This is a genomic window from Dolichospermum sp. FACHB-1250 (genome assembly GCF_014696335.1).
GTDB lineage: Bacteria > Cyanobacteriota > Cyanobacteriia > Cyanobacteriales > Nostocaceae > Dolichospermum > Dolichospermum planctonicum.
Genome location: NZ_JACJPZ010000017.1, coordinates 44815 through 65138, shown reverse-complemented (window position 1 = coordinate 65138; position 20324 = coordinate 44815). Strand labels below are relative to the sequence as shown.

The window sequence follows — 20324 nt, the reverse complement described above, 5'->3', positions numbered from 1 at the left end:
TTAATAGTTAAGGTTGATGAGAGCGACGAATTTCTGTAATTTGATCTGCTATCTCTAAAAGAGACTTTGGCATTTGAGAACCTGTCAGGATAATATCAAGATGAGGAGGACGGTGAGCAAGAAAATCTAAAACCTCATTTTCAGGAATTAAACCGAAATTAATCGCTAGACTTAACTCATCTAATACTAGTAAAGAATACTTGCCTTGATTAACTACCTGTTGAGTATATTGCCAAAGTTTTTCTAGGGAAAGCTTTTCCCCTTCGTCCAAATCGGAATTATCAATATAACGAGGCAAATCACAGCGAATCCAATCTAAGTTTTGTCCCATTTTAATGGGTCGTTCATGTCCTTGACGGATACCACCTTTAAGAAACTGAACTATTAATACTGGTGTACCTTGTCCAGCAATTCTCAGCACTTGTGCCATGACACTTGTAAAAAAGCTACGTTGAGAACTGGTGAAAACTTGCACTAATCCTGCTACGGAATATGGTAAGCTCAGAGTTGAATTTGAAGCGGGAATTTCTAATTGGGCAACCATAGGACAAAGTTGAAAACCTGGCTATAAAATGGTGTTACTAAAATGGTGTTACTAAATTGAGGTATAAAAATCAAAAATTTCATTGCTCAAATTTTTACTCTTTACGTCTTTGCGCCTTTGCGTGAAAAAGATTCATGCTTTTATTCACTAAATTCAATTTAATAATTTACAAATCAAAAGACATAATCATCATACAGCAGTATTTAGGATTCCCATAGCAAAATATTCTGACTTGATGCGGTTAATATTATAAGGCAGTAAGCAAAAATTCAAAAGGCAATTGTAATGGCTTGGCAACGTCCTGACGGCAGAAAACCCAGCGAACTCCGTCCCCATAGTTTTTACCCTAATTTCACCCGCTTTGCTCCTGGTTCGGTTTTGGCCAAATGTGGTGATACTCAAGTTCTTTGTACCGTGAGTGTAGCTGAGGGAGTACCTAAATTTTTGGCGGGAACTGGTCAAGGTTGGTTGACAGCAGAATATAGAATGTTACCTTCTGCTACTCAAAAACGCCAGGAACGGGAATTAATGAAATTATCCGGGAGAACCCAGGAAATTCAGCGTTTAATTGGCAGAAGTTTAAGGGCTGCCTTAGATTTTGAGGTTTTAGGAGAACGGACGCTAATGGTGGACACAGACGTATTACAAGCCGACGCAGGAACGAGGACAATGGCAATTACAGGGGGTTTTGTAGCTTTGGCTCATGCTATATCTCAATTATTGCAGCAAGGGGTGTTAGAGCGATCGCCTTTATGTGGACAAATAGCAGCGGTTTCTGTAGGCTTATTACAAGGTGAACCATATTTAGATCTGAACTATATTGAGGATTTGTCCGCAGAAGTGGATTTTAATGTAGTTATGAATCATAAAATGCAAATTATTGAAGTTCAGGGAACAGCGGAAGCGGGAAGTTTTAGTCGTCAACAATTGAATCAAATTTTAGATTTTTCCGAACAAGGAATTCAGCAATTATTAACTGCTCAAAGAAATGCAATTAGTGATTGGAATACCTTATTCATAGAAAATTAAAATAGAAAATTAAATTGTCATAATTACCCAGTTAAAAAATTCAATTAGTTTCAATTAGTGGCCGTAAACTTGCAACCAAAAAGAAATTCAGAGCAATCTTGGCTAATTCGGTGTTTGTCAGCATTTCTGTTGTTAGGTCAAATTTCATTACATTTTCTGCGCGGAAAAACCTATTATCGCAAGATATTAGAACATACAGTAACAGCAGGACCGGGTGCAATTTACCCAGTTTTATTAGTCAGTGGTTTTGCGGGGATGATTTTCACTATTCAAACTGCTAGGGAATTAGTGAGATTTGGGGCTGTAAATACTGTTGGCGGTGCATTTGCTTTAGCATTTTGTCGGGAATTAGCACCAATTTTAACTGCTAGTATTATCGCTGGACAAGTTGGTTCAGCTTTTGCGGCGGAATTGGGAGCAATGCGGGTGACAGAACAAATTGACGCTTTATATATACTCAGAACAGACCCTATTGATTATTTAGTTTTACCCAGAGTTATTGCTTGCTGTTTAATGATGCCTATAATGATGATTTTTTCCTTAATTGTAGGTATTATGGGCGGTACTTTTGCGGCCATGCAGTTTTATCAAGTTGTTCCCGAAACATTTTTAGAATCAGTGAGAGAGTTTTTAGTCCCATCAGATATTTTTATTATTTTACTTAAAGGGTTGATTTTTGGGGCTATAGTTGCTGTTAATGGCTGTAGTTGGGGACTGACAACTCAAGGGGGAGCAAAGGAAGTGGGAGAGTCAGCAACTACTGCTGTTGTCACTACTTGGGTGGCAATTTTTATTATGGATTTTATATTAGCGTTACTATTGTTTGAGCAGCCTGTATTTTAAAGGGAACAGGTGACAGGTGACAGGTTACAGGGAACAGGGAACAGGGAACAGGGAACAGGGAACAGGGAACAGGTGACGGGGAATAGGTGACAGGTGACAGGTGACAGGTGACAGGTGACAGGTGACAGGGAACAGGGAACAGGTTACAGGTTTTGGGCAACTTTACTTTTCGTTACTTGTGTCGGGTTTTTCCCGTTCACCTACTTGTACTCTTCGACTTATTCTCCCAATTTTTCAAACAATTCTGCCAACATGACGTTAGAAAATATAAAACCATCGGCATCGTTAAAGCGTAACCTATCTTCAACAATTTTCACCCAACCTCTATCAAAGTATGGTCGCAAACAGCTTTGAATTTTCTCAACTTGATGATTACCAAATTTTGCGGCTAGGGAATTTAAACTAACTCCTTCCGCTAACCGTAGTCCTAGCATTAAAGTTTCTAATAATATATCATTTGCAGAAGTGACTGGACAATCCATGACAGCACCGGCTTTTAACCATTGGTAATATTCCTGGGTTTTGCGGGGACGGGTAAAGCGTTTACCTTGAGTATAGCTGGCTGCACCCATGCCAAAACCATAATAAGGACGATTTTCCCAGTAGACTCGATTATGTCTACATTGGTGTCCTGGTTGGGCATAATTGGAAATTTCATAATGTTCGTAACCGGCCTGTGTTAACATTTTATGCCCTAGATGATACATTTTAACTGTGGTTTCATCTGTGGGTAGGGGATGATCTCCCGGCCGATAATAACGGTTGAAGACTGTTCCCGGTTCAATGGTAAGATCATAGACGGAAATATGGGTTGGTGCTGCTGCTATAGCTTGAGTTAAGGAATCTTGCCATGTTTCTAAACTCTGGTGCGGTAAGCCGGAAATTAAGTCTAAGCTAAATTCGGGAATCTCGACTTTATGGATTAACTCTATAGCTGTAATAATATCTACCAGTGTATGCGATCGCCCTGCGGTTTTCAACAATTCTGCTTGGAAAGCTTGTACACCCAAACTTACGCGATTTACTCCTAAGCTGCAATAACCAGCGATATGTGCTAAATCAAACGTTCCTGGATCGATTTCCATAGATATCTCTACCCTAGATGTGATCCCAAACCGCTTTTCTAAGGTTGTTAATATACATTGTAACTGTTCTGTTGATAACAGCGAAGGAGTACCACCGCCAAAAAAAATTGTTTTTAAGGGTTGACCATAAACCGGCGCAATTCTGATTTCTTGACATAAAAATTCAACATATTCGTTAATTGTCCCAGAATTTTCACCCCGCGAGCGATCGCCTACCACGAATACGGGAAAATCACAATAATAACACCGTCGTCGACAAAAGGGAATATGTACATAAGCAGAACGAGGAATCTCCCAACCAGTATTTTGTTGACTCATTCTTTTAAATAAAAATTGTGAGGTGAATGTGATTTGAATATTAAAAATCATGAAAATGAGGAGTTTGTTGCCAAAATTTTGGCCTTTTTGCCTAAAAATAAAAATAATATGCAGTTAAAACTCTTTAGTTATAATGTTGGCATATTTCCTCAGTCTGATCAGATAATATGATCTCATATTTCTGAATTTACCCAACAGGATAGAAGCAAGCATACTTTACTTTATCAAATAAATACCGTTGTAGGAACACAACACCACCATGCTGGATGTCTTTATTATTCTCTCATTTATCTTAGCAGCGTCGGGGATAGGTTATTTCAGCACTGATCTACTCTCCCCAGGTACTCTTAATGGAGTCACGAATGTAGAGGCCTTACGCTTAGTTATAGCCGTCTTTGCTGCCATTATTGGCGGTGCTGTAGGGCTAAGTTTCCAAACTACATACCGTCGTTTAGAATCACAAGTCCGGGAAATGCCTCTGGAAGCGATTTTAACCCGGTCTATTGGCTTAATAATTGGGCTACTATTAGCTAACTTGATGTTAGCACCTCTATTTTTACTACCCATTCCTCCAGATTTTAGCTTTATTAAACCCCTTGTAGCTGTTGTTGGCAGTATTATCCTCTCTGTTACAGGCATGAACTTGGCCGATACCCATGGACGGGGATTATTAAGGTTAATTAACCCCAATACTGTGGAAAGTATGGTAGTGGAAGGAACTCTTAAACCTGCTAATACCAAAGTTTTAGATACTAGCTGCATTATAGATGGCCGCATTGAAACACTACTAGAAACCGGATTTTTAGAAGGGCTAATTCTTGTTCCCCAATTTGTTTTACAGGAATTACAGCAAGTAGCTGATGCTACCAAAGACCAAAAACGGGTCAGGGGCAGAAGAGGGCTAGAAATTCTCAACCGCATTCGAGAAACTTACCCGGAACGTATTTTAATTAACCCTGTGGATTATGAGGACACTCCCAACGTTGATGCTAAATTAGTCCGTTTTGCTCAGGAAATTAATGGGACATTACTGACTAATGATTATAACTTATCAAAGGTTGCTAGTGTGCAAAAAGTCCCGGTTTTGAATGTTAATGATTTAGTAAATGCCGTCAGGCCAACTTATTTACCTGGTGATAATCTTGATTTGAAAATTCTCAAAGAAGGTAAAGAACCAAGTCAAGGAATTGGTTATTTAGATGATGGTACAATGGTAGTAGTGGAAGAAGGTAGCCCTTATGTGGGTGGTGAATTACGGGTAGTAGTCACCAGCGCCTTACAAACTTCCGCCGGGAGGATGATTTTTGCCAAACCCCAAGCCTCTGCATTAGCGTAAAGCATAAAGTAGCGATCGCCTCCAGACAACCATAAATAAATATAGTATGGTGCGTCAGACTACATAAATCATGTAAATAAACAGATTCTTGATTCTGACCCATCCTACATCAGACTTACCCAAGCGATCGCCTCCACAAAACCATATAAATCATGTAAATAAACAGATTATTGATATCTGACCCATCCTACATCAGACTTACCCAAGCGATCGCCCTCCAAATAACTTAGGACTTACGTAAGATGTGGCTGAACACCTTATTCTTGCCTAGGGGTAATTCATGAATTACCCCAAATTCGGTTCTTTTTGCGTAAGTCCTGTAACTATAAAAAACTATAAACAAATATAGCGTTTCCCAGTCTAATGAAGTACAAAATTATCTGCGTTTATCTGCGTCCATTTATTTGTGGGTGTATTTTCTCCCATACAAGAGTTTTTATATCGCGGGTTTTTATTTGCTATTTTTAAGAGAGCAAAAGCTACTTATGTACAAATAATACTCTCTACCTTACTTGACAGTTTTGTACATCTGATTTAGAAAGATATACCAACGCTGGTATTTACATTAATTAAAGGTATGATTTGGGGATGAAACTACGCAAAGTTTTGTAATTTATATAGTATCATTATTAGTCATTGCTTACTTGGTGCGATCGCTCTCCTTAGACATCGCTCTGCTTAGACATCGCTATTCTTGTGGGTTTGGTATAGGTGTAGAAAAAATTTTTTCACCAACAGTGAGAAAAATTATAAATTACGTGCTATTGTCTGTATTGGTAATAATGATGTGGTGCGATCGTCTTTAGTTGGTCTAGTAAAAGTCTCAAAAAAAATTCTAATTTATGAACCTCTTACTCAACCCCGTTCTGACCCTGACATATAATCAACTGATTGCCTTTTCTAATACACTGGACTTCTGGAATATTTTCAATACCGCTTTTGGTACACAATACAACCGCAGTGTAGCGGAAATTCTGCGTTTACAATGGCAAGCAGGTAACTTTAGTCAACTTCCGCAAATAGATATTCTTGATAGTAGTATTCTTGGCAGTGCTAACGGTGCTTATGCGAGTAGTACGAATAAGATTTATTTATCCAATAGCTTTGTTGCTAATGCTACACCAACAGCGATTAGTGCGGTGCTGTTAGAGGAAATTGGGCATTTTGTAGATGCTCATGTTAATCAAAGCGATAGTGCTGGAGATGAAGGGGCGATTTTTGCAGCGTTAGTACAGGGTGAAAGTCTGGATGCAGAGACACTACAGGGGTTGACAACAGAGGATGATTCAGCGATAGTTAGGATCAATGGGGAAGCGGTTCAAGTTGAACAGAATACTCCTAATTCTCCTTTAATTAATGGATTGGGAGGAACAGCAGGATTTGGAGAGAACATCTTAAATCGAAATGATGATTCTTCAACAGAATTGATTAATGTCACATCCGTTTTTGAATCAGGATTAAACTTTTTCGGCACAACTTATAACGGCTTCTATATCAACAATAACGGCAATATCACCTTTAGTTCTCCCGAAAGTACCTTTACTCCTTTTGCTTTAACAGGTAATACATCACAGCCAATTATTGCCCCCTTCTTTGCAGACGTTGATACTAGTGCGGGAACAGTTACACCTTCTGTGGGGGGAACTTCTACAGGATCTAATTTACTCTATTGGGATCTTGATCCTACCAATAATCAAGTTATAATTACTTGGGATGACGTAGGAGCATATTCTGGTGGAACAGTTCCGAATGCTTTTCAATTAATTCTCAAAGATACGGGATCAGGAAATTTTAGTATTGACTTTCGTTATGAGAATATTGAATGGCTCGTTGGTAGTTTTTCAGGTAATAATTTAGCAAGGGCAGGATACTCTGCTGGAAATGGGGTTAATTTCTTTGAATTGCCACAATCGGGAACAAATACAATGGCTGATCTCGAATCAGCAAGTAATGTCAATGTTCCTGGTAAATATGTCTTTTTAGTTACTAATGGTACACCCAATCAACAGCCAAATAACATTAATTTAACAGCGACAACAATCAATGAAAATACTCCTAATAATACTGTCGTTGGGACATTAAGCACTGTTGATCCTGATGTTGGTGATGCCCATACTTACACGCTTTTAGATAATGCGGATGGACGTTTTGCAATTGTGGGAAATGAATTGCGAGTAGCAAATCAAAACCTGATCAATTTTGAAGCTAATTCTAGCCATAACATTACTATCAAGACAACAGACAATCTGGAAGCAACTTTTACTAAAGATTTCACCATTACCATCAATAATGTTAATGAAACTCCCACTGATCTTGGTCTTTCCAAAAGTACAGTTAGAGAAACACAGCCAATTGGTACAGTGGTTGGTGATTTTATCACTACAGATACTGATACGGGTAATACCTTTACTTATAGTTTAGTAACAGGTACAGGTTCAACTGATAATGCCGCCTTTACCATTGCGGGAAATCAACTCAAAACTAACGCTGTTTTTAATTACGCCACTAAGAATAGTTACAGTATTCGGATTAAAACTACTGATCAAGGTGGTTTATCATTCGAGAAACAACTCACAATTGGGATAACTACACCAGGTACTTTAAGCTTTAGTTCCCCTCAATTTACCCTCCGAGAAGATGGTACACCTATTGCTGCTGTCACTGTTATCCGTAACTTTGGCGGAGAGGGTGCTATAAGTGCTACTATTAACTTTAAAGATGGAACAGCTAAAGCACCAAGCGACTACAACAACACAGCAATTACCGTTAATTTCGCTGATGGAGAAATTAGTAAAACCGTCACCATTCCCATCGTTAATGACACGATAGCAGAACTAGATGAAACCCTCCAATTAATCCTCACCAACCCAACCGGAGGGGCAACTATTGGACAACAAAATTCTGCAAGTCTGACTATCATTGATAATGATGCTAGTTTGTTGATTACTGGACTTCCTCAAGGTGCATCGGGAAGTAATAAAGGTCAAACAACAATTGTTATTTCAGGACAGAATTTTTCACCCAACGACCAAATTAGCTTAATTTCTGCCACTGGAACACCAACCACTGCTAGTAAGGTTTATTGGATAAATGAAACCGAAGCATGGGCAACTTTTAACTTACAGGGATTAGCCACTGGAAACTATGATGTTAAAGTTGCCAATGGACAAAATAGTTTTGTTGCTAACGATATTTTCACAGTTACAAATGGTGCCGTAGGCAATATTCAAACTCAGTTGAGTTATTCTGCCAATGGTGTAGTTACAGTCAGATATACCAATGCTGGACAAACCGATGTCATTGCACCTTTATTCAGAATTACTCCCACAAATGCCCAGGTAACATATCCTGAAGAAAATACCGTTAGTGCCACTCTACGTCAACTGCTAAACTTATATTTAGGCACAAGTGATAATGGACCAGCCGGAATTTTAGCCCCTGGTGAAAGTGGGGAATTTTCCTTTGCTTATACTCCCAATGGTAACGGTTTAATTAACTTTGCAGTGCAGCAAGTTCAACCCAATGAAGTGATTAATTGGGCAACTATTAAAGCCGAATCTCGCGCAGATTATAGTTTTATTGATACTGCTGCTTGGGATGCAATTTGGAGTAATTTAACAGCTAATTTAGGCACAACTGCGGGACAGTTTCAAGCTGTGATGACGGAAAATGCTAATTATTTAAGTCAACTGGGACAGGAAACCAGTGATTTAACTCGGTTATTTGCCTTTGAATGGAGACAAGCAGTTAATACTCTCACTAATATAGATTTATCCAGTACAACGGATGTAGTGGATGCTGCACCTGGACTATCTTTAACCTTTAACCGCACCTTCTATCAATCCATTGCAGAACGCTACAATTTAGGCAGTTTAGGAAGAGGTTGGGCTAGTCAGTGGGATTTACGCGCCACAACTGATAGTAAAGGTGATGTTGTTATTCGTAGTGTGGGAGATTTACAGCGCGTTTTCGAGAAGCAAACCGACGGTGTTACTTACCTTGAAGATAGTGGTGCAACTTTAACGATTACTAATGGTCAGTATCGCTTAAAAGAAGCTAACGGTTTAATCTCATTATTTGGGACTGATGGCAAACTCAGCTATGTTGAAGATACCAATGGCAATAAAATTACCCTGGAATATACCAACAATAATCTAACTAAGTTACTTCACACTAATGGCGATAGTTTAACCTTAGCTTACAATGCCCAAGGGCGGATTAGTCAGATTACCGACTCCACAGGACAAATTACCACCTATAGTTATAATGCCTCTGGGGAAAATCTGCTATCTGTCACCAGTCCTGAAGGCACAACGACCTACACTTATGATACAGGTACAATAGCAGCGAAAAAACATTCTTTGTTATCAGTAAAATCAAGTTTAGGTTATGAGCGTACTTTTGAATATGATAACCAAGGTCGTCTCACTAAAGAGTTTAGCAATGGACAAACCCAAACCCTGACCTACAGTTACGATAATGTTGGTGGTGTCACAATTACCGATAGTACAGGTGCGTCTCAAACCATCTTGCTTTATGATGGGGGTAACGGTGGACAAATTCGCGGTGTTAATAATCAAAATCTGATTTTCCGCTATGATGCAGATGGAAATTTGATTGGTGCAACCCTGCCTAATGGTAGTCAAACTGGTTACACCTACGACACAAATGGAAATTTAACGAAGCAAACAAATTTACTCAACCAAGACATTAAATTTACTTACGATGCTAACTTTAATCAACTGACTGGGTTTATAGATCCTAAAGGTAATGGCGTTAATTATACCTACGACCTTAAAGGCAATCTCACTAAAATCACATATCCCGATGGTAGTTTTCAACAGTTTAGCGTGGATGGGTTGGGAAATATCACCAGTTCTGTTAATCGTCGTGGTAGCACTATTGGATATACCTACAACACCAGTGGACTGTTAACCAAGAAACAATATGCAGATGGTTCTAGCGTTAGCTATGGCTATGATACCAAGGGAAATCTTACCAGTGTCACCGATGCCACTGGAACTATTGCCATGCAGTATGACGCTGCAAATCAACTGACTAAAATAACCTATCCTACGGGACGTTCTTTGACCTATACCTACAATGCTGATGGTCAACGGACTAAACTTGTCTCTCAAGATGGTTATACAGTTAACTATACCTATGACACCGTTGGACGCTTAAAAACGTTAACCAATGGAACAGCACAAAGCATTATCAGCTATGACTATGATAGTGCAGGTCGTCTGACTAAAGAAACCAACGGCAACGGCACTTATACGACTTATGAATATGATCAACAGAGTCAGTTAACCAAGTTAATCAACTACAAAGCAGATAATACCGTTAACTCTAAGTTTGAGTATGCCTACGATAACCTAGGTCGGCGTACTACCATGACCACATTGGAAGGAACTTTTCAATATGGTTATGATGCAACAGGTCAATTAACATCTGTCCTCACGCCAACAAATCGTACCATTAACTATCAATATGATGCGGCAGGAAATCGCATTGGTGTAACGGATAATGGCACGACTACCAACTACAACACCAATAATCTTAATCAGTATACCAATGTGGGTAATGCTGTCTATACCTACGACACAGATGGGAATTTGATTAGCAAAACCCAAGGAGGACAGACTTCAACTTATACTTATGATGTTGAAAATCGTCTAACTAAAGTTGTCACTCCTCAAGGAACTTGGGATTATCAATATGATGGTTTAGGAAACCGCGTTGCGACTGTTTTAAATGGTCAACGGACGGAATATTTACTTGATCCTTTGGGGTTGGGGGATATTGTTGGCGAATATAACGGTAATACCTTAGTTGCTAACTATACTCATGGGCTTGGTTTGGTGAGTCGGGTCAATGGTAGTAATAGTAATTATTATGATGCCGATGCGATCGGTTCAACGGTAGGGTTAACGGCGAATGATGGGAGTTATGTTAACCGTTACAGTTATTTACCATTTGGGGAAGATTTAACGAAGGTTGAAGGCGTTGCTAACCCCTTTGAATATGTGGGTCAATGGGGAGTAATGGATGAGGGTAATGGACTCGATTTCATGCGGGCAAGAATGTACGATCCCTTAACAGGTAAGTTTTTAAGTACAGATCCTTTAGAAATTGATGGTGGAGATACAAATCTTTATCGCTATACTTTCAACAATCCAATTAGTTATACAGATCCATCAGGAAATCTGATTTTCCTTCCTATTTTGATTGCAGCAGGAACAGGCGCACTTGTTGGTGCTGCTACTGATGCAGGTATTCAAGGACTTATGATTAGTTTTGGATTACAGGATGAGTTTGACGGGAAAAGTGTTTTGATTTCTGCTGGTTTAGGTGCGATCAGTGGTGGTGGAACAGCAGCCTTGAGAAATGTTGGAAAACAAGCAGGAACTATATTTTCTCATGCACTACCTAACAGGTGGGGAAAAGGGAGTTTATTTAATCAAAATAGTGCTATAGGACGTTTGAATGGACAATATGTAAGCCCGATGCGCCATTACAAACATGACCCCTTTTATTACGGTGGCAAACTTAGAGGAGGTCAAAGAACAGGAAAGGGAGCATGGCGAAACTGGGGTGATAAATATGGTCCATTCCGTCGAACTTTTGATCGTATTCCTGATTTTTTAAAGAATAGTGCTTTGGGAGGTCTTCTGGGAAGAGGAATATCATTATTGGGTGGTACATATAACGACCCTCACTTACAAACCCTCGACGGCATAGGCTACGACTTCCAAACCGTAGGCGAATTTACCCTCGTTAAATCTACCACCGACGACTTTGAAATCCAAACCCGTCAACAACCTTGGGGAAATAGCACCAGTGCCTCTGCTAACTCTGCCATTGCCATTAAAATCGGTGGTCAACGCATAGCAATTTATGCCAACCAAACCAACCCCCTCCTCATTAACGGTACTGCTGTCACCCTTCCCGAAGGCGGACTCTATGCAGTAGGTCAAAACCTAATTATTCGAGAAGGTAATAAATATAGTATCGTTACCGCCAATAATGACCTCATTCTCGTTAATAATCGGGGTACTTGGTTAAATATCAACCTTGGTCTAGCTGATAATCGCCAAGGTAAAGTAGTCGGACTTTTAGGTAACTTTAACGATAACCGCAATGATGACTTTGCCCTGCGTAACGGTACTGTCATTGGTGGCACAATTACAGATCAACAACTCTACGGTGACTATGCCAATAGTTGGCGTATTACTCAAGCAAATTCCCTCTTTGATTACGCTTCAGGACAAACAACCGCCACCTTTACTGACCTGACCTTCCCCCGCAATATCATCACCACCGCCTCGTTAACCCCTGAACAACGCGCCGCAGCCGAACAAATAGCTAGAAATGCAGGTATTACTAACCCTGATGTACTAGAAGATGTCATTTTAGATATTCACCTCAGCAATGGCAACACGGAATTTATCCAAGGGGCTATCAGTGGGGCAACCAACCAACAACGGATAGAAACCGTCAGCGCACCCAACACCCTGATCAACCCCGATGGTTTGGGAACACAACACTATTTAACCGCAGGTGCAGTTATTCCCTACACCATCCGCTTTAGCAACAACGCCGCAGCCGGAACTACTCCAGTCGCCCAAGTTACCATCACTCAAACCCTTGATACCGACCTCGACCTGAACACCTTTACCTTACAGGACTTTGGTTTTGGGGATATTACGGTTGATGTTCCCAACGGCGTACAAAATTACAGCCAACGCCTTGACCTCCGTAGTACCAGAGGTGTGTTTGTTGATGCCAGTGCTGAACTAAACACCGCTACAGGTGTCATCACTTGGACATTTACCGCCATTGACCCCGCCACAGGCAACGCCGCAAATAGCACCACTCAGGGCTTTTTACCTCCTAATGACCAAAACGGGGCAGGAAGTGGTTTTGTAGCTTATAGAGTTCAACCTAAAGCTAACTCCGCTAATAATACTCGCGTTGATGCCCAAGCCAGTATTACCTTGAATAATCAAACACCCATCCAAACCACAGCAGTCTTTAACACCCTAGATAGTAATGCACCGACCAGTCAAGTAACAGCCTTACCCGCCAACAGTAACGCTAACTTTACCGTATCCTGGACAGGTACAGATAACGGTAGTGGTATTGCCTCCTACGATATTTATGTAGCTACCGATGGCGGTCAATATCTCCTGTGGCAAGATGATATTACAGCTACTTCGGGTATTTATAACGGTTTAGCAGGTAAAACCTACAGTTTTTATAGTGTAGCCACTGATAATTTAGGTTTAACCGAAACAGCCCCCACTCAAGCAGATGCTACAACCACTATCGTTACTACCCAACCCGTTATCAATCTGAGTGCTAATCAAACCATAGTAGAAGGCTTCACAAGTCCCCAAAATGTTGCTTATACTGTGAGCCTGTCTAGTTCTAGTACCCAAACGATTACAGTTCAGTATGCCACTAGGAATGAAACGGCTGTATCAGGGTCAGACTATACCAGTACAACAGGAACTCTCACTTTTAACCCAGGTGTCACCAGTCAGGTGATTAATATTCCCATCCTCAACGATGCTATCAATGAGGCAAATGAAACCTTTACCCTGACTCTCAGCAACCCTACAAATGCCACCTTGGGGACATCACAAACAGCTACCACAACCATTACTGATACAGTCTTAGCTGCCGCTACCACAACTCTACCTGCCAATGTAGAAAACCTCACCCTGACTGGCACGACAGCTATTAACGGTACAGGGAACGCAGGTAATAACATCCTCACAGGTAACAGTAGCAATAACACCCTCAATGGTGGTGCAGGTGTGGATACACTGGTGGGTGGTACAGGTGATGACATTTACATTGTTGATAGTACAACAGACACAATTACCGAACAGGCTAACCAAGGAATTGACACCATTCAATCTAGCGTCACTTTCACCCTAGCTAACGTTGCCACTGTAGAAAACCTCACCCTGACTGGAACGACAGCTATTAACGGTACAGGGAACACAGGTAATAATATTCTCACAGGTAACAGCGCCAATAATACCCTCAACGGTGAAGATGGGAATGATACCCTCAATGGTGGTGCGGGCATTGATACCTTAATTGGTGGTACAGGTGATGACATTTACATTGTTGATAGTACAACAGACACAATTACCGAACAGGCTAACCAAGGAATTGACACCGTTGAATCTAGCGTCACTTTCACCCTAGCTAACGTTGCCACTGTAGAAAACCTCACCCTGACTGGAACGACAGCTATTAACGGTACAGGGAACACAGGTAATAATATTCTCACAGGTAACAGCGCCAATAATACCCTCAACGGTGGAGATGGGAATGATACCCTCAATGGTGGTACAGGCATTGATACCTTAATTGGTGGAGATGGGAATGATACGCTTTATGGAGAAGATGGTAATGATACTATCTCTGGAGGAGTCGGATCAGACGCTATAACTGGAGGACTAGGCACAGACCGTTTTGTCTACTCTAATTTTAGTGATTCGCTGTTAGCTGCACCCGATCGCATCATTGATTTTAATCCAGGAGAGAGCGATCGCATTGCCCTAACTTCACTTCCTACTGCGCTTTTCAATGCTGGTATTTTCTCAACTGCTACTACATTAAATGCTGCGGCGATCGCTGCCTATCAAGATGCTAATCCCAATCTGGCCGGAACACAATCTTTAACTGCTAACCAAGCTGTATTCTTTGGTTGGAATGATGGTACTTATCTATCAGTTAATGATGGTCTTAGTGCCTTTAATTCTAGCAGTGACCTGTTAATCAATGTCACAGGTATAACTGGTACAATAGCTACTGGTTTATTAACTACTAACAACTACTTTTCTGTATAGTTTATCTAATTTAAGGTTAAGGTAAACTAAAACATCCCAGTGTTTGCCAAGTTTACCTTACCTGACAATTATTATTTACAAGCTGTGGATGAAATCGGTTGGAGATAATATTCCTGCTTACAGCAGTTTTCGGCAATTTAAACCACAATTTAAACCACAGATTACCTTCTTCCTTTACGCGAAACAAAAACCGTGGTTCATTTACCAGCAAAATCGCTGTAATTAGGCAAAAGCAAATAATTGATGTCTCCCGGTTTTATGTTTATTCAGCAAGCCCTAACTATAGTAAATCTCCATTTATGGTGTTTTTATAGGTTTAATATTTTTGGCTTTATAAAATGTTTCTAAACTATCACTATCACCCACAAAACGCCAATGCCAAGGTTCATAACTGACACCTTGCAGATTATCTTTAGGAAAGGAAATTTCAAAACTAAATCTGGCAGCATTGGCTTGTAACCATTGATAAGCTTTAGTATTTTCAAAATTAGCTTGTAAATTAGTGGCGGGTACTGCACCATCGCCAATATCTACAGCATAGCCTGTATGATGTTCACTATGATTAGGCGGTGCGCTCAGAGACGCTCTTTCTGCTGGAGTTTGGTTACGTTGTGCGCCAATATCAAAAAATAACTGCTTTTGCTCTTGTACGGAACGAAAGCCAGAAATTGGCACTAAAATTACACCCGCACTCCTAGCCGCTTGTACCATGGCTTGAAATTTGACAGCAGCAGATTTTCGCATTCTAATCCTATTGTCAGCCGTAATTGGGGCTAATTCTGACTCTGGTGCTTCTGAATATGGGAAATGTCCCAGAACTGTATCATCCTTAGCAGGAGTATTATTAGCTACTGATATAGGTTTAATCGCTTCCGGCACGGAATTAGCAGTTTGCTTAGGTGTTGTCAGAGAAAACAAAAAACCACTAGAGATAGCCAGCAGCAAAAATCCAGCAAATCCACTGATGATTACAACTTGTGGCTTTAATTTTATACTACTTATAGCATCAGAATTATCACGAATGGCTATGGGGATATCATCATCAGAGGGAGGAGAGGAATTGTGTGGTTTTTTGGGAAACCCAGCTTTATTCAAGTTTTTGCTCCTATTTGTGTTTAATGGTTAAAGAAGGTCAAAGGCCAGAGTTTTTTGAATTTTTAATTCTTAATTATTTTAGGTGTAATTTTGATAGATATTTTAGAACTATATCTCCGATTAGTGGGATTAATCCTGATAGGATTTATACTGGGACGTAAATTACCCGGTAATGCTTCCATTTACATAGGTCAATTTCTCTATTGGGTGGGAGTACCTATTGGTATTATTGGTTTTTTACTGCAAACAGACTTATCAGGACAAATTTGGATTGCACCAATAATAGCGCACTTAGCCATTTTTATAGGGGCATTGTTAGCCTGGCTAGGAATCAAAGTACAAGCCAACTTCACCACCTCAGTCCCCCCAAGAGCAACTCAAGGTAGTCTGATTTTAGCAGCCATGGTAGGTAATACAGGTTATCTGGGTTTTCCCATAACTTTAGCAATGGTAGGTAAAGAATATTTTGCCTGGGCTTTATTTTATGATATGTTAGGCTCACTCTTTGGCGCTTATGGTTTAAGTGTGGTTTTAGCTGCTAAATTCGGCAACAATATCCAAAATCGCATCCAAGTAGCAAAGGTAATTTTTATTAACCCCGCGCTGTGGAGTTTTGGATTTGGCTTACTGTTGCGTCAAGTCGCGCTTCCTGAGTCAGTAGTATTTTTGTTAGAAAAATTGGGTTGGAGTACAGTAGCTTTATCCTTAATGTTAATTGGTATGAGACTTTCACAATTAAAATCTTGGACTAAATTACCACAAGCGGGGAGTAGTATCTTTATTAAAATGCTACTAGTTCCCCTGATTTTAGGTAGTACCCTCTCCCTTTTTGGTGTCACTGGTAAGGCAGCGCAGGTGATAGTTTTGCAAATGGCCATGCCACCAGCCTTAGCTACACTGGTAATAGCAGAAACCTTTGATTTAGATCGTGATTTGGCTGTCACCGCTTTAGCAATGGGGATGATAGTCTTGTTATTTACTCTTCCTCTTTGGTTATGGCTGTTTTAACTGGAAATCTGCTTCAACTACAATCATACAGTGCTTATCTGCATCAACAGAATTACCGAATTGGGCTACTGCAAAAATTCATTGGTATATACCTCTATGTATTGCACTAATAACCAGGAGTTAGTATGTAGTCAACATTAAATTCTTTGAATTTGTCACATCCCAAATGAGTTTCCTGCCACATTTTGATCAAAGAAGAAGATTCAATAACAACTCGTTTTTCAATTTGAACGTCAAAGTTAAAGAAATTCTCAACTGTTGCTGAATAATCACAAATCAGCTTTTCAAAATTCTTTATTGAGATTCCATTTTGAATCTTGTTGCCCAGTTTATCTGTAATAACAAAGTCAATATTATCTTCTTTATCTCCCTGTAATTGAAAGCTTAACATAGTTTGGTCTGAATTGGGAAAAACAAATAATTCTTCTCTATAGAGAATATCAGTATCATAGAAAGTATAAGCTGTAGAACCTTTAGATGGTGGAATAAGGCTTCTGAGAAAAACTTTATATTTAATATTCTTTAAAAGTCTTTTTCGAGGTATGTTCCGAATGACCATTCTAAAACCATACTCTGGCAGGTATCCAAGCCTCGGTAGTCCTTCTTGTCGTACTGTCCACTTGAGTAGAAAATATTGGATTACGGGGAAAGCGAAAAAGGTTACTAATGCTAATACCTGACTAACTACCTGCTCCAAAAGTTTATCCATGCTCACCAATTTCTCTCCTATAGAACTAATAATTAAGACTCAAAGCTAATATATCATTTCCTAGTCTAATGAGGTACAAAATTATCTGTGTTTATCTGCGTTTATCTGCGTTTAATTCTGACTTATTGCACCTCATACCATTTATTTGTAAAGTTGCATATAATTTACCCCCCGACTTCGCCGTCCTTGCTTAGTAAGAGGCGACTACAGGGGAGTGTAATTATGTGCATCTTCATAAAAAATTGTTATCACTTGTATGGGAATTGCTATATTTGAGCATGAAGTTTTTCAGATTTTTTGTAGGCAATGAAGTCACAACAAAACGAGTATCTTTTACTGCTATTCTGCAACCCCTAAATTATGCTTTTTTGCCAACTCCCCAGGACTAATATATTCGTAATGTTCAAAAGGTTGATGAATCCAAGGATTATCGGGCAAATAATCAGTATAGTAATCAGGTACAACAACAGAACAAGCTTTATACCAAATTACAGCAGTGCGAACTTCTACAATGGGGGATTGTCCATAAGAGTATAACCACGGAACTGTTTTTTGAATAGTGACACCAGAATCTACTAAATCATCTACAAGCAGAATCCGCGAACCTAAATTTTCACTAGTCATGGTTAATTGACGGGAAATAAGTAAATTATTTCTCTCTTGTTTACCCATGTCGCTGTAAGATGAAGTAGATAAAATTGCCAAAGGTTGATTGTAGATACGGGAAAGAATATCTCCTACACGCAGTCCCCCCCTAGCTAAACAGACAATTTGGTTAAATTCCCAGCCTGATTGATAAATTTTAACGGCTAATTGTTCAATTTTGTGGTGATAATCTGGCCAAGAAATGTAAAGGTCTGACATAGGATTAAAAAAGTGTGCTAATAATTATCAATTGTCAACTAAGATGGGTGTAATTTATGGTTAAGGATAATTCCGATAATAAGGATTTTCACCAATCGCTAACCAGTAAAAAATTAGATTTAAAAACCAAACTAGCTTATGGTGCTGGAGATTTGGGTCCTGCTATTACTGCAAATATTGCTGTCTTTTACATGATGGTTTTCTTTACTAATGTAGCCGGAATTTCAGCAGGTTTGGCAGGTAGTATTTTGATGATTGGCAAAATTTGGGATGGTATCAATGATCCCGTGGTGGGAATGTTGACTGATAAAACCCAATCCCGTCGTTGGGGTCGTCGTCTACCTTGGCTTTTATATGGGGCAATTCCTTTTGGTGTTTTCTTTTTCTTACAATGGATTGTCCCCCAATTTACTGCGGATAAAAGTATTAATGTTTGGTGTTTATTTTGGTATTATGTAGCTATTGGGATTGTATCTCAGGCATTTTATACCGTTGTAAATTTGCCTTATACAGCTATGACTCCTGAATTAACTCAAGATTATGATGAACGGACTAGCTTAAATAGTTTTCGGTTTACGTTTTCGATTGGTGGTAGTATTTTATCATTAATTTTAGCCAAAATTATTTTCTCACAAATTAGCGATCGCCAACAACAGTATTTAGTTTTAGCCGCAATTTGTACTGTAATTTCTATTTTATCTTTGTATTGGTGTGTTTATGGTGTGCGCGATCGCATTTTGGCTTTTGAAGCTAAACGTATACAATTACCAAAAGAGGCAGAAATTTCCTTTTTTGAACAGCTAAAAATCGTCTTTACTAATAAACCCTTTCTCTTTGTAATTGCTATCTATCTTTTTTCTTGGTTAGGTGTGCAAATCACAGCCAGTATTATTCCCTATTTTGTCGTTAACTGTATGAAACTTAAAGAGGGAGATGTCCCCACGGTCATGATTGCAGTTCAAGGAACGGCTTTATTTATGTTATTTATTTGGAGTTATTTAAGTCAAAAAATTGGTAAAAAACTGGTTTATTTTCTAGGCATGAGTTCTTGGATTATTGCTGCTGGTGGATTATTTTTCTTACAGCCTGATCAAATTGGTTTAATGTATATAATGGCTATAATGGCAGGTGTGGGAGTTTCTACAGCTTATCTAATTCCCTGGTCAATGATACCTGATATTATTGAATTAGATGAATTACAAACCGGACAAAGACGAGAAGGAATTTTCTATGGTTTCATGGTTTTACTGCAAAAATTTGGTTTAGCTTTGGGGCTATTTTTAGTCGGTAATACTTTACAAGCTTATGGTTTTAAAGAGGCTGTTATTGGACAAAGTTCCTTACCTGTACAACCAGAATCAGCACTTTTAGCTATTCGTATCGCTGTTGGACCAATACCAACTGTTTGTTTAATAGCAGGTTTAGTGTTAATGTACTTTTATCCCATTACCCGCGAAATGCACGCAGAAATAATGCTAAAACTACAAGAAAAACAGGAAAGAATATAAAGCATTAGGCAGTTATAATACCAATTATCTTATCAAGATGTACCAACTTAGATAAGAAACGAACCACGAAGGAGCGAAGGACGCGAAGAAAGAAAAAAGAAGAAAAAAATAAA

Annotated in this window: 12 protein-coding genes; 7 read left to right on the top strand and 5 right to left on the bottom strand. The window is 39.4% G+C overall.

Annotated elements, in window-relative coordinates; translation table 11 throughout:
- Window positions 1-7 precede the first annotated feature (7 nt).
- On the bottom strand, window positions 8-544 hold the full coding sequence (locus H6F39_RS08170; protein ID WP_190396519.1) for a P-loop NTPase family protein: 537 nt from the start codon (window positions 542-544) through the stop codon (window positions 8-10).
- A gap of 285 nt (window positions 545-829) precedes the next feature.
- Here H6F39_RS08170 and rph point away from each other — a divergent pair, with 285 nt between their 5' ends.
- Together rph and H6F39_RS08160 are read left to right on the top strand one after the other, a co-directional pair.
- On the top strand, window positions 830-1573 hold the full coding sequence (rph, locus tag H6F39_RS08165; protein WP_190396518.1) for a ribonuclease PH: 744 nt from the start codon (window positions 830-832) through the stop codon (window positions 1571-1573).
- 69 nt (window positions 1574-1642) lie between these two features.
- Window positions 1643-2416 carry an MlaE family lipid ABC transporter permease subunit gene (locus tag H6F39_RS08160; protein ID WP_190396517.1) on the top strand — a complete coding sequence of 258 codons (774 nt, stop codon included), beginning with the start codon at window positions 1643-1645 and terminating at the stop codon, window positions 2414-2416.
- A gap of 218 nt (window positions 2417-2634) precedes the next feature.
- Here H6F39_RS08160 and hemW read toward each other — a convergent pair whose 3' ends face one another.
- Window positions 2635-3819, bottom strand: a complete 1185-nt coding sequence (gene hemW, locus H6F39_RS08155) for a radical SAM family heme chaperone HemW (RefSeq protein ID WP_190396516.1) — start codon at window positions 3817-3819, stop codon at window positions 2635-2637.
- A 259-nt stretch (window positions 3820-4078) separates the two neighbouring features.
- Between hemW and H6F39_RS08150 the strand changes: the two genes are divergently transcribed.
- The 3 genes from H6F39_RS08150 to H6F39_RS20215 all read left to right on the top strand — a co-directional run bounded on the left by H6F39_RS08150 (window position 4079) and on the right by H6F39_RS20215 (window position 15027).
- Window positions 4079-5155: a PIN/TRAM domain-containing protein gene (locus H6F39_RS08150; protein WP_137906217.1), complete on the top strand. Its 1077-nt coding sequence runs from the start codon at window positions 4079-4081 to the stop codon at window positions 5153-5155.
- Window positions 5156-5543: 388 nt separating this feature from the next.
- Complete coding sequence (locus H6F39_RS21135; RefSeq protein WP_370539376.1) at window positions 5544-5693, top strand: hypothetical protein; 150 nt, start codon at window positions 5544-5546, stop codon at window positions 5691-5693.
- Between the two features lie 304 nt (window positions 5694-5997).
- Window positions 5998-15027 carry a Calx-beta domain-containing protein gene (locus H6F39_RS20215; RefSeq protein WP_199290887.1) on the top strand — a complete coding sequence of 3010 codons (9030 nt, stop codon included), beginning with the start codon at window positions 5998-6000 and terminating at the stop codon, window positions 15025-15027.
- Between the two features lie 297 nt (window positions 15028-15324).
- On the opposite strand, the gene H6F39_RS08115 is transcribed toward H6F39_RS20215, so the two are convergent.
- Window positions 15325-16122, bottom strand: coding sequence for a D-alanyl-D-alanine carboxypeptidase family protein (locus tag H6F39_RS08115; protein WP_190396515.1), 798 nt, complete (start codon window positions 16120-16122; stop codon window positions 15325-15327).
- Window positions 16123-16212: 90 nt separating this feature from the next.
- Here H6F39_RS08115 and H6F39_RS08110 point away from each other — a divergent pair, with 90 nt between their 5' ends.
- Window positions 16213-17130 (top strand): AEC family transporter, encoded by a 918-nt coding sequence (locus H6F39_RS08110; protein WP_190396514.1) that lies wholly within the window; start codon window positions 16213-16215, stop codon window positions 17128-17130.
- Between the two features lie 106 nt (window positions 17131-17236).
- Here H6F39_RS08110 and H6F39_RS08105 read toward each other — a convergent pair whose 3' ends face one another.
- Entirely contained in the window at window positions 17237-17839 is a 603-nt protein-coding gene (locus H6F39_RS08105) for a hypothetical protein (RefSeq protein ID WP_190396513.1), read from the bottom strand.
- 339 nt (window positions 17840-18178) lie between these two features.
- On the bottom strand, window positions 18179-18703 hold the full coding sequence (locus tag H6F39_RS08100; protein WP_190396512.1) for a phosphoribosyltransferase: 525 nt from the start codon (window positions 18701-18703) through the stop codon (window positions 18179-18181).
- 56 nt (window positions 18704-18759) lie between these two features.
- Between H6F39_RS08100 and H6F39_RS08095 the strand changes: the two genes are divergently transcribed.
- Window positions 18760-20211 (top strand): MFS transporter, encoded by a 1452-nt coding sequence (locus H6F39_RS08095; protein WP_190396511.1) that lies wholly within the window; start codon window positions 18760-18762, stop codon window positions 20209-20211.
- Window positions 20212-20324: the final 113 nt, after the last annotated feature.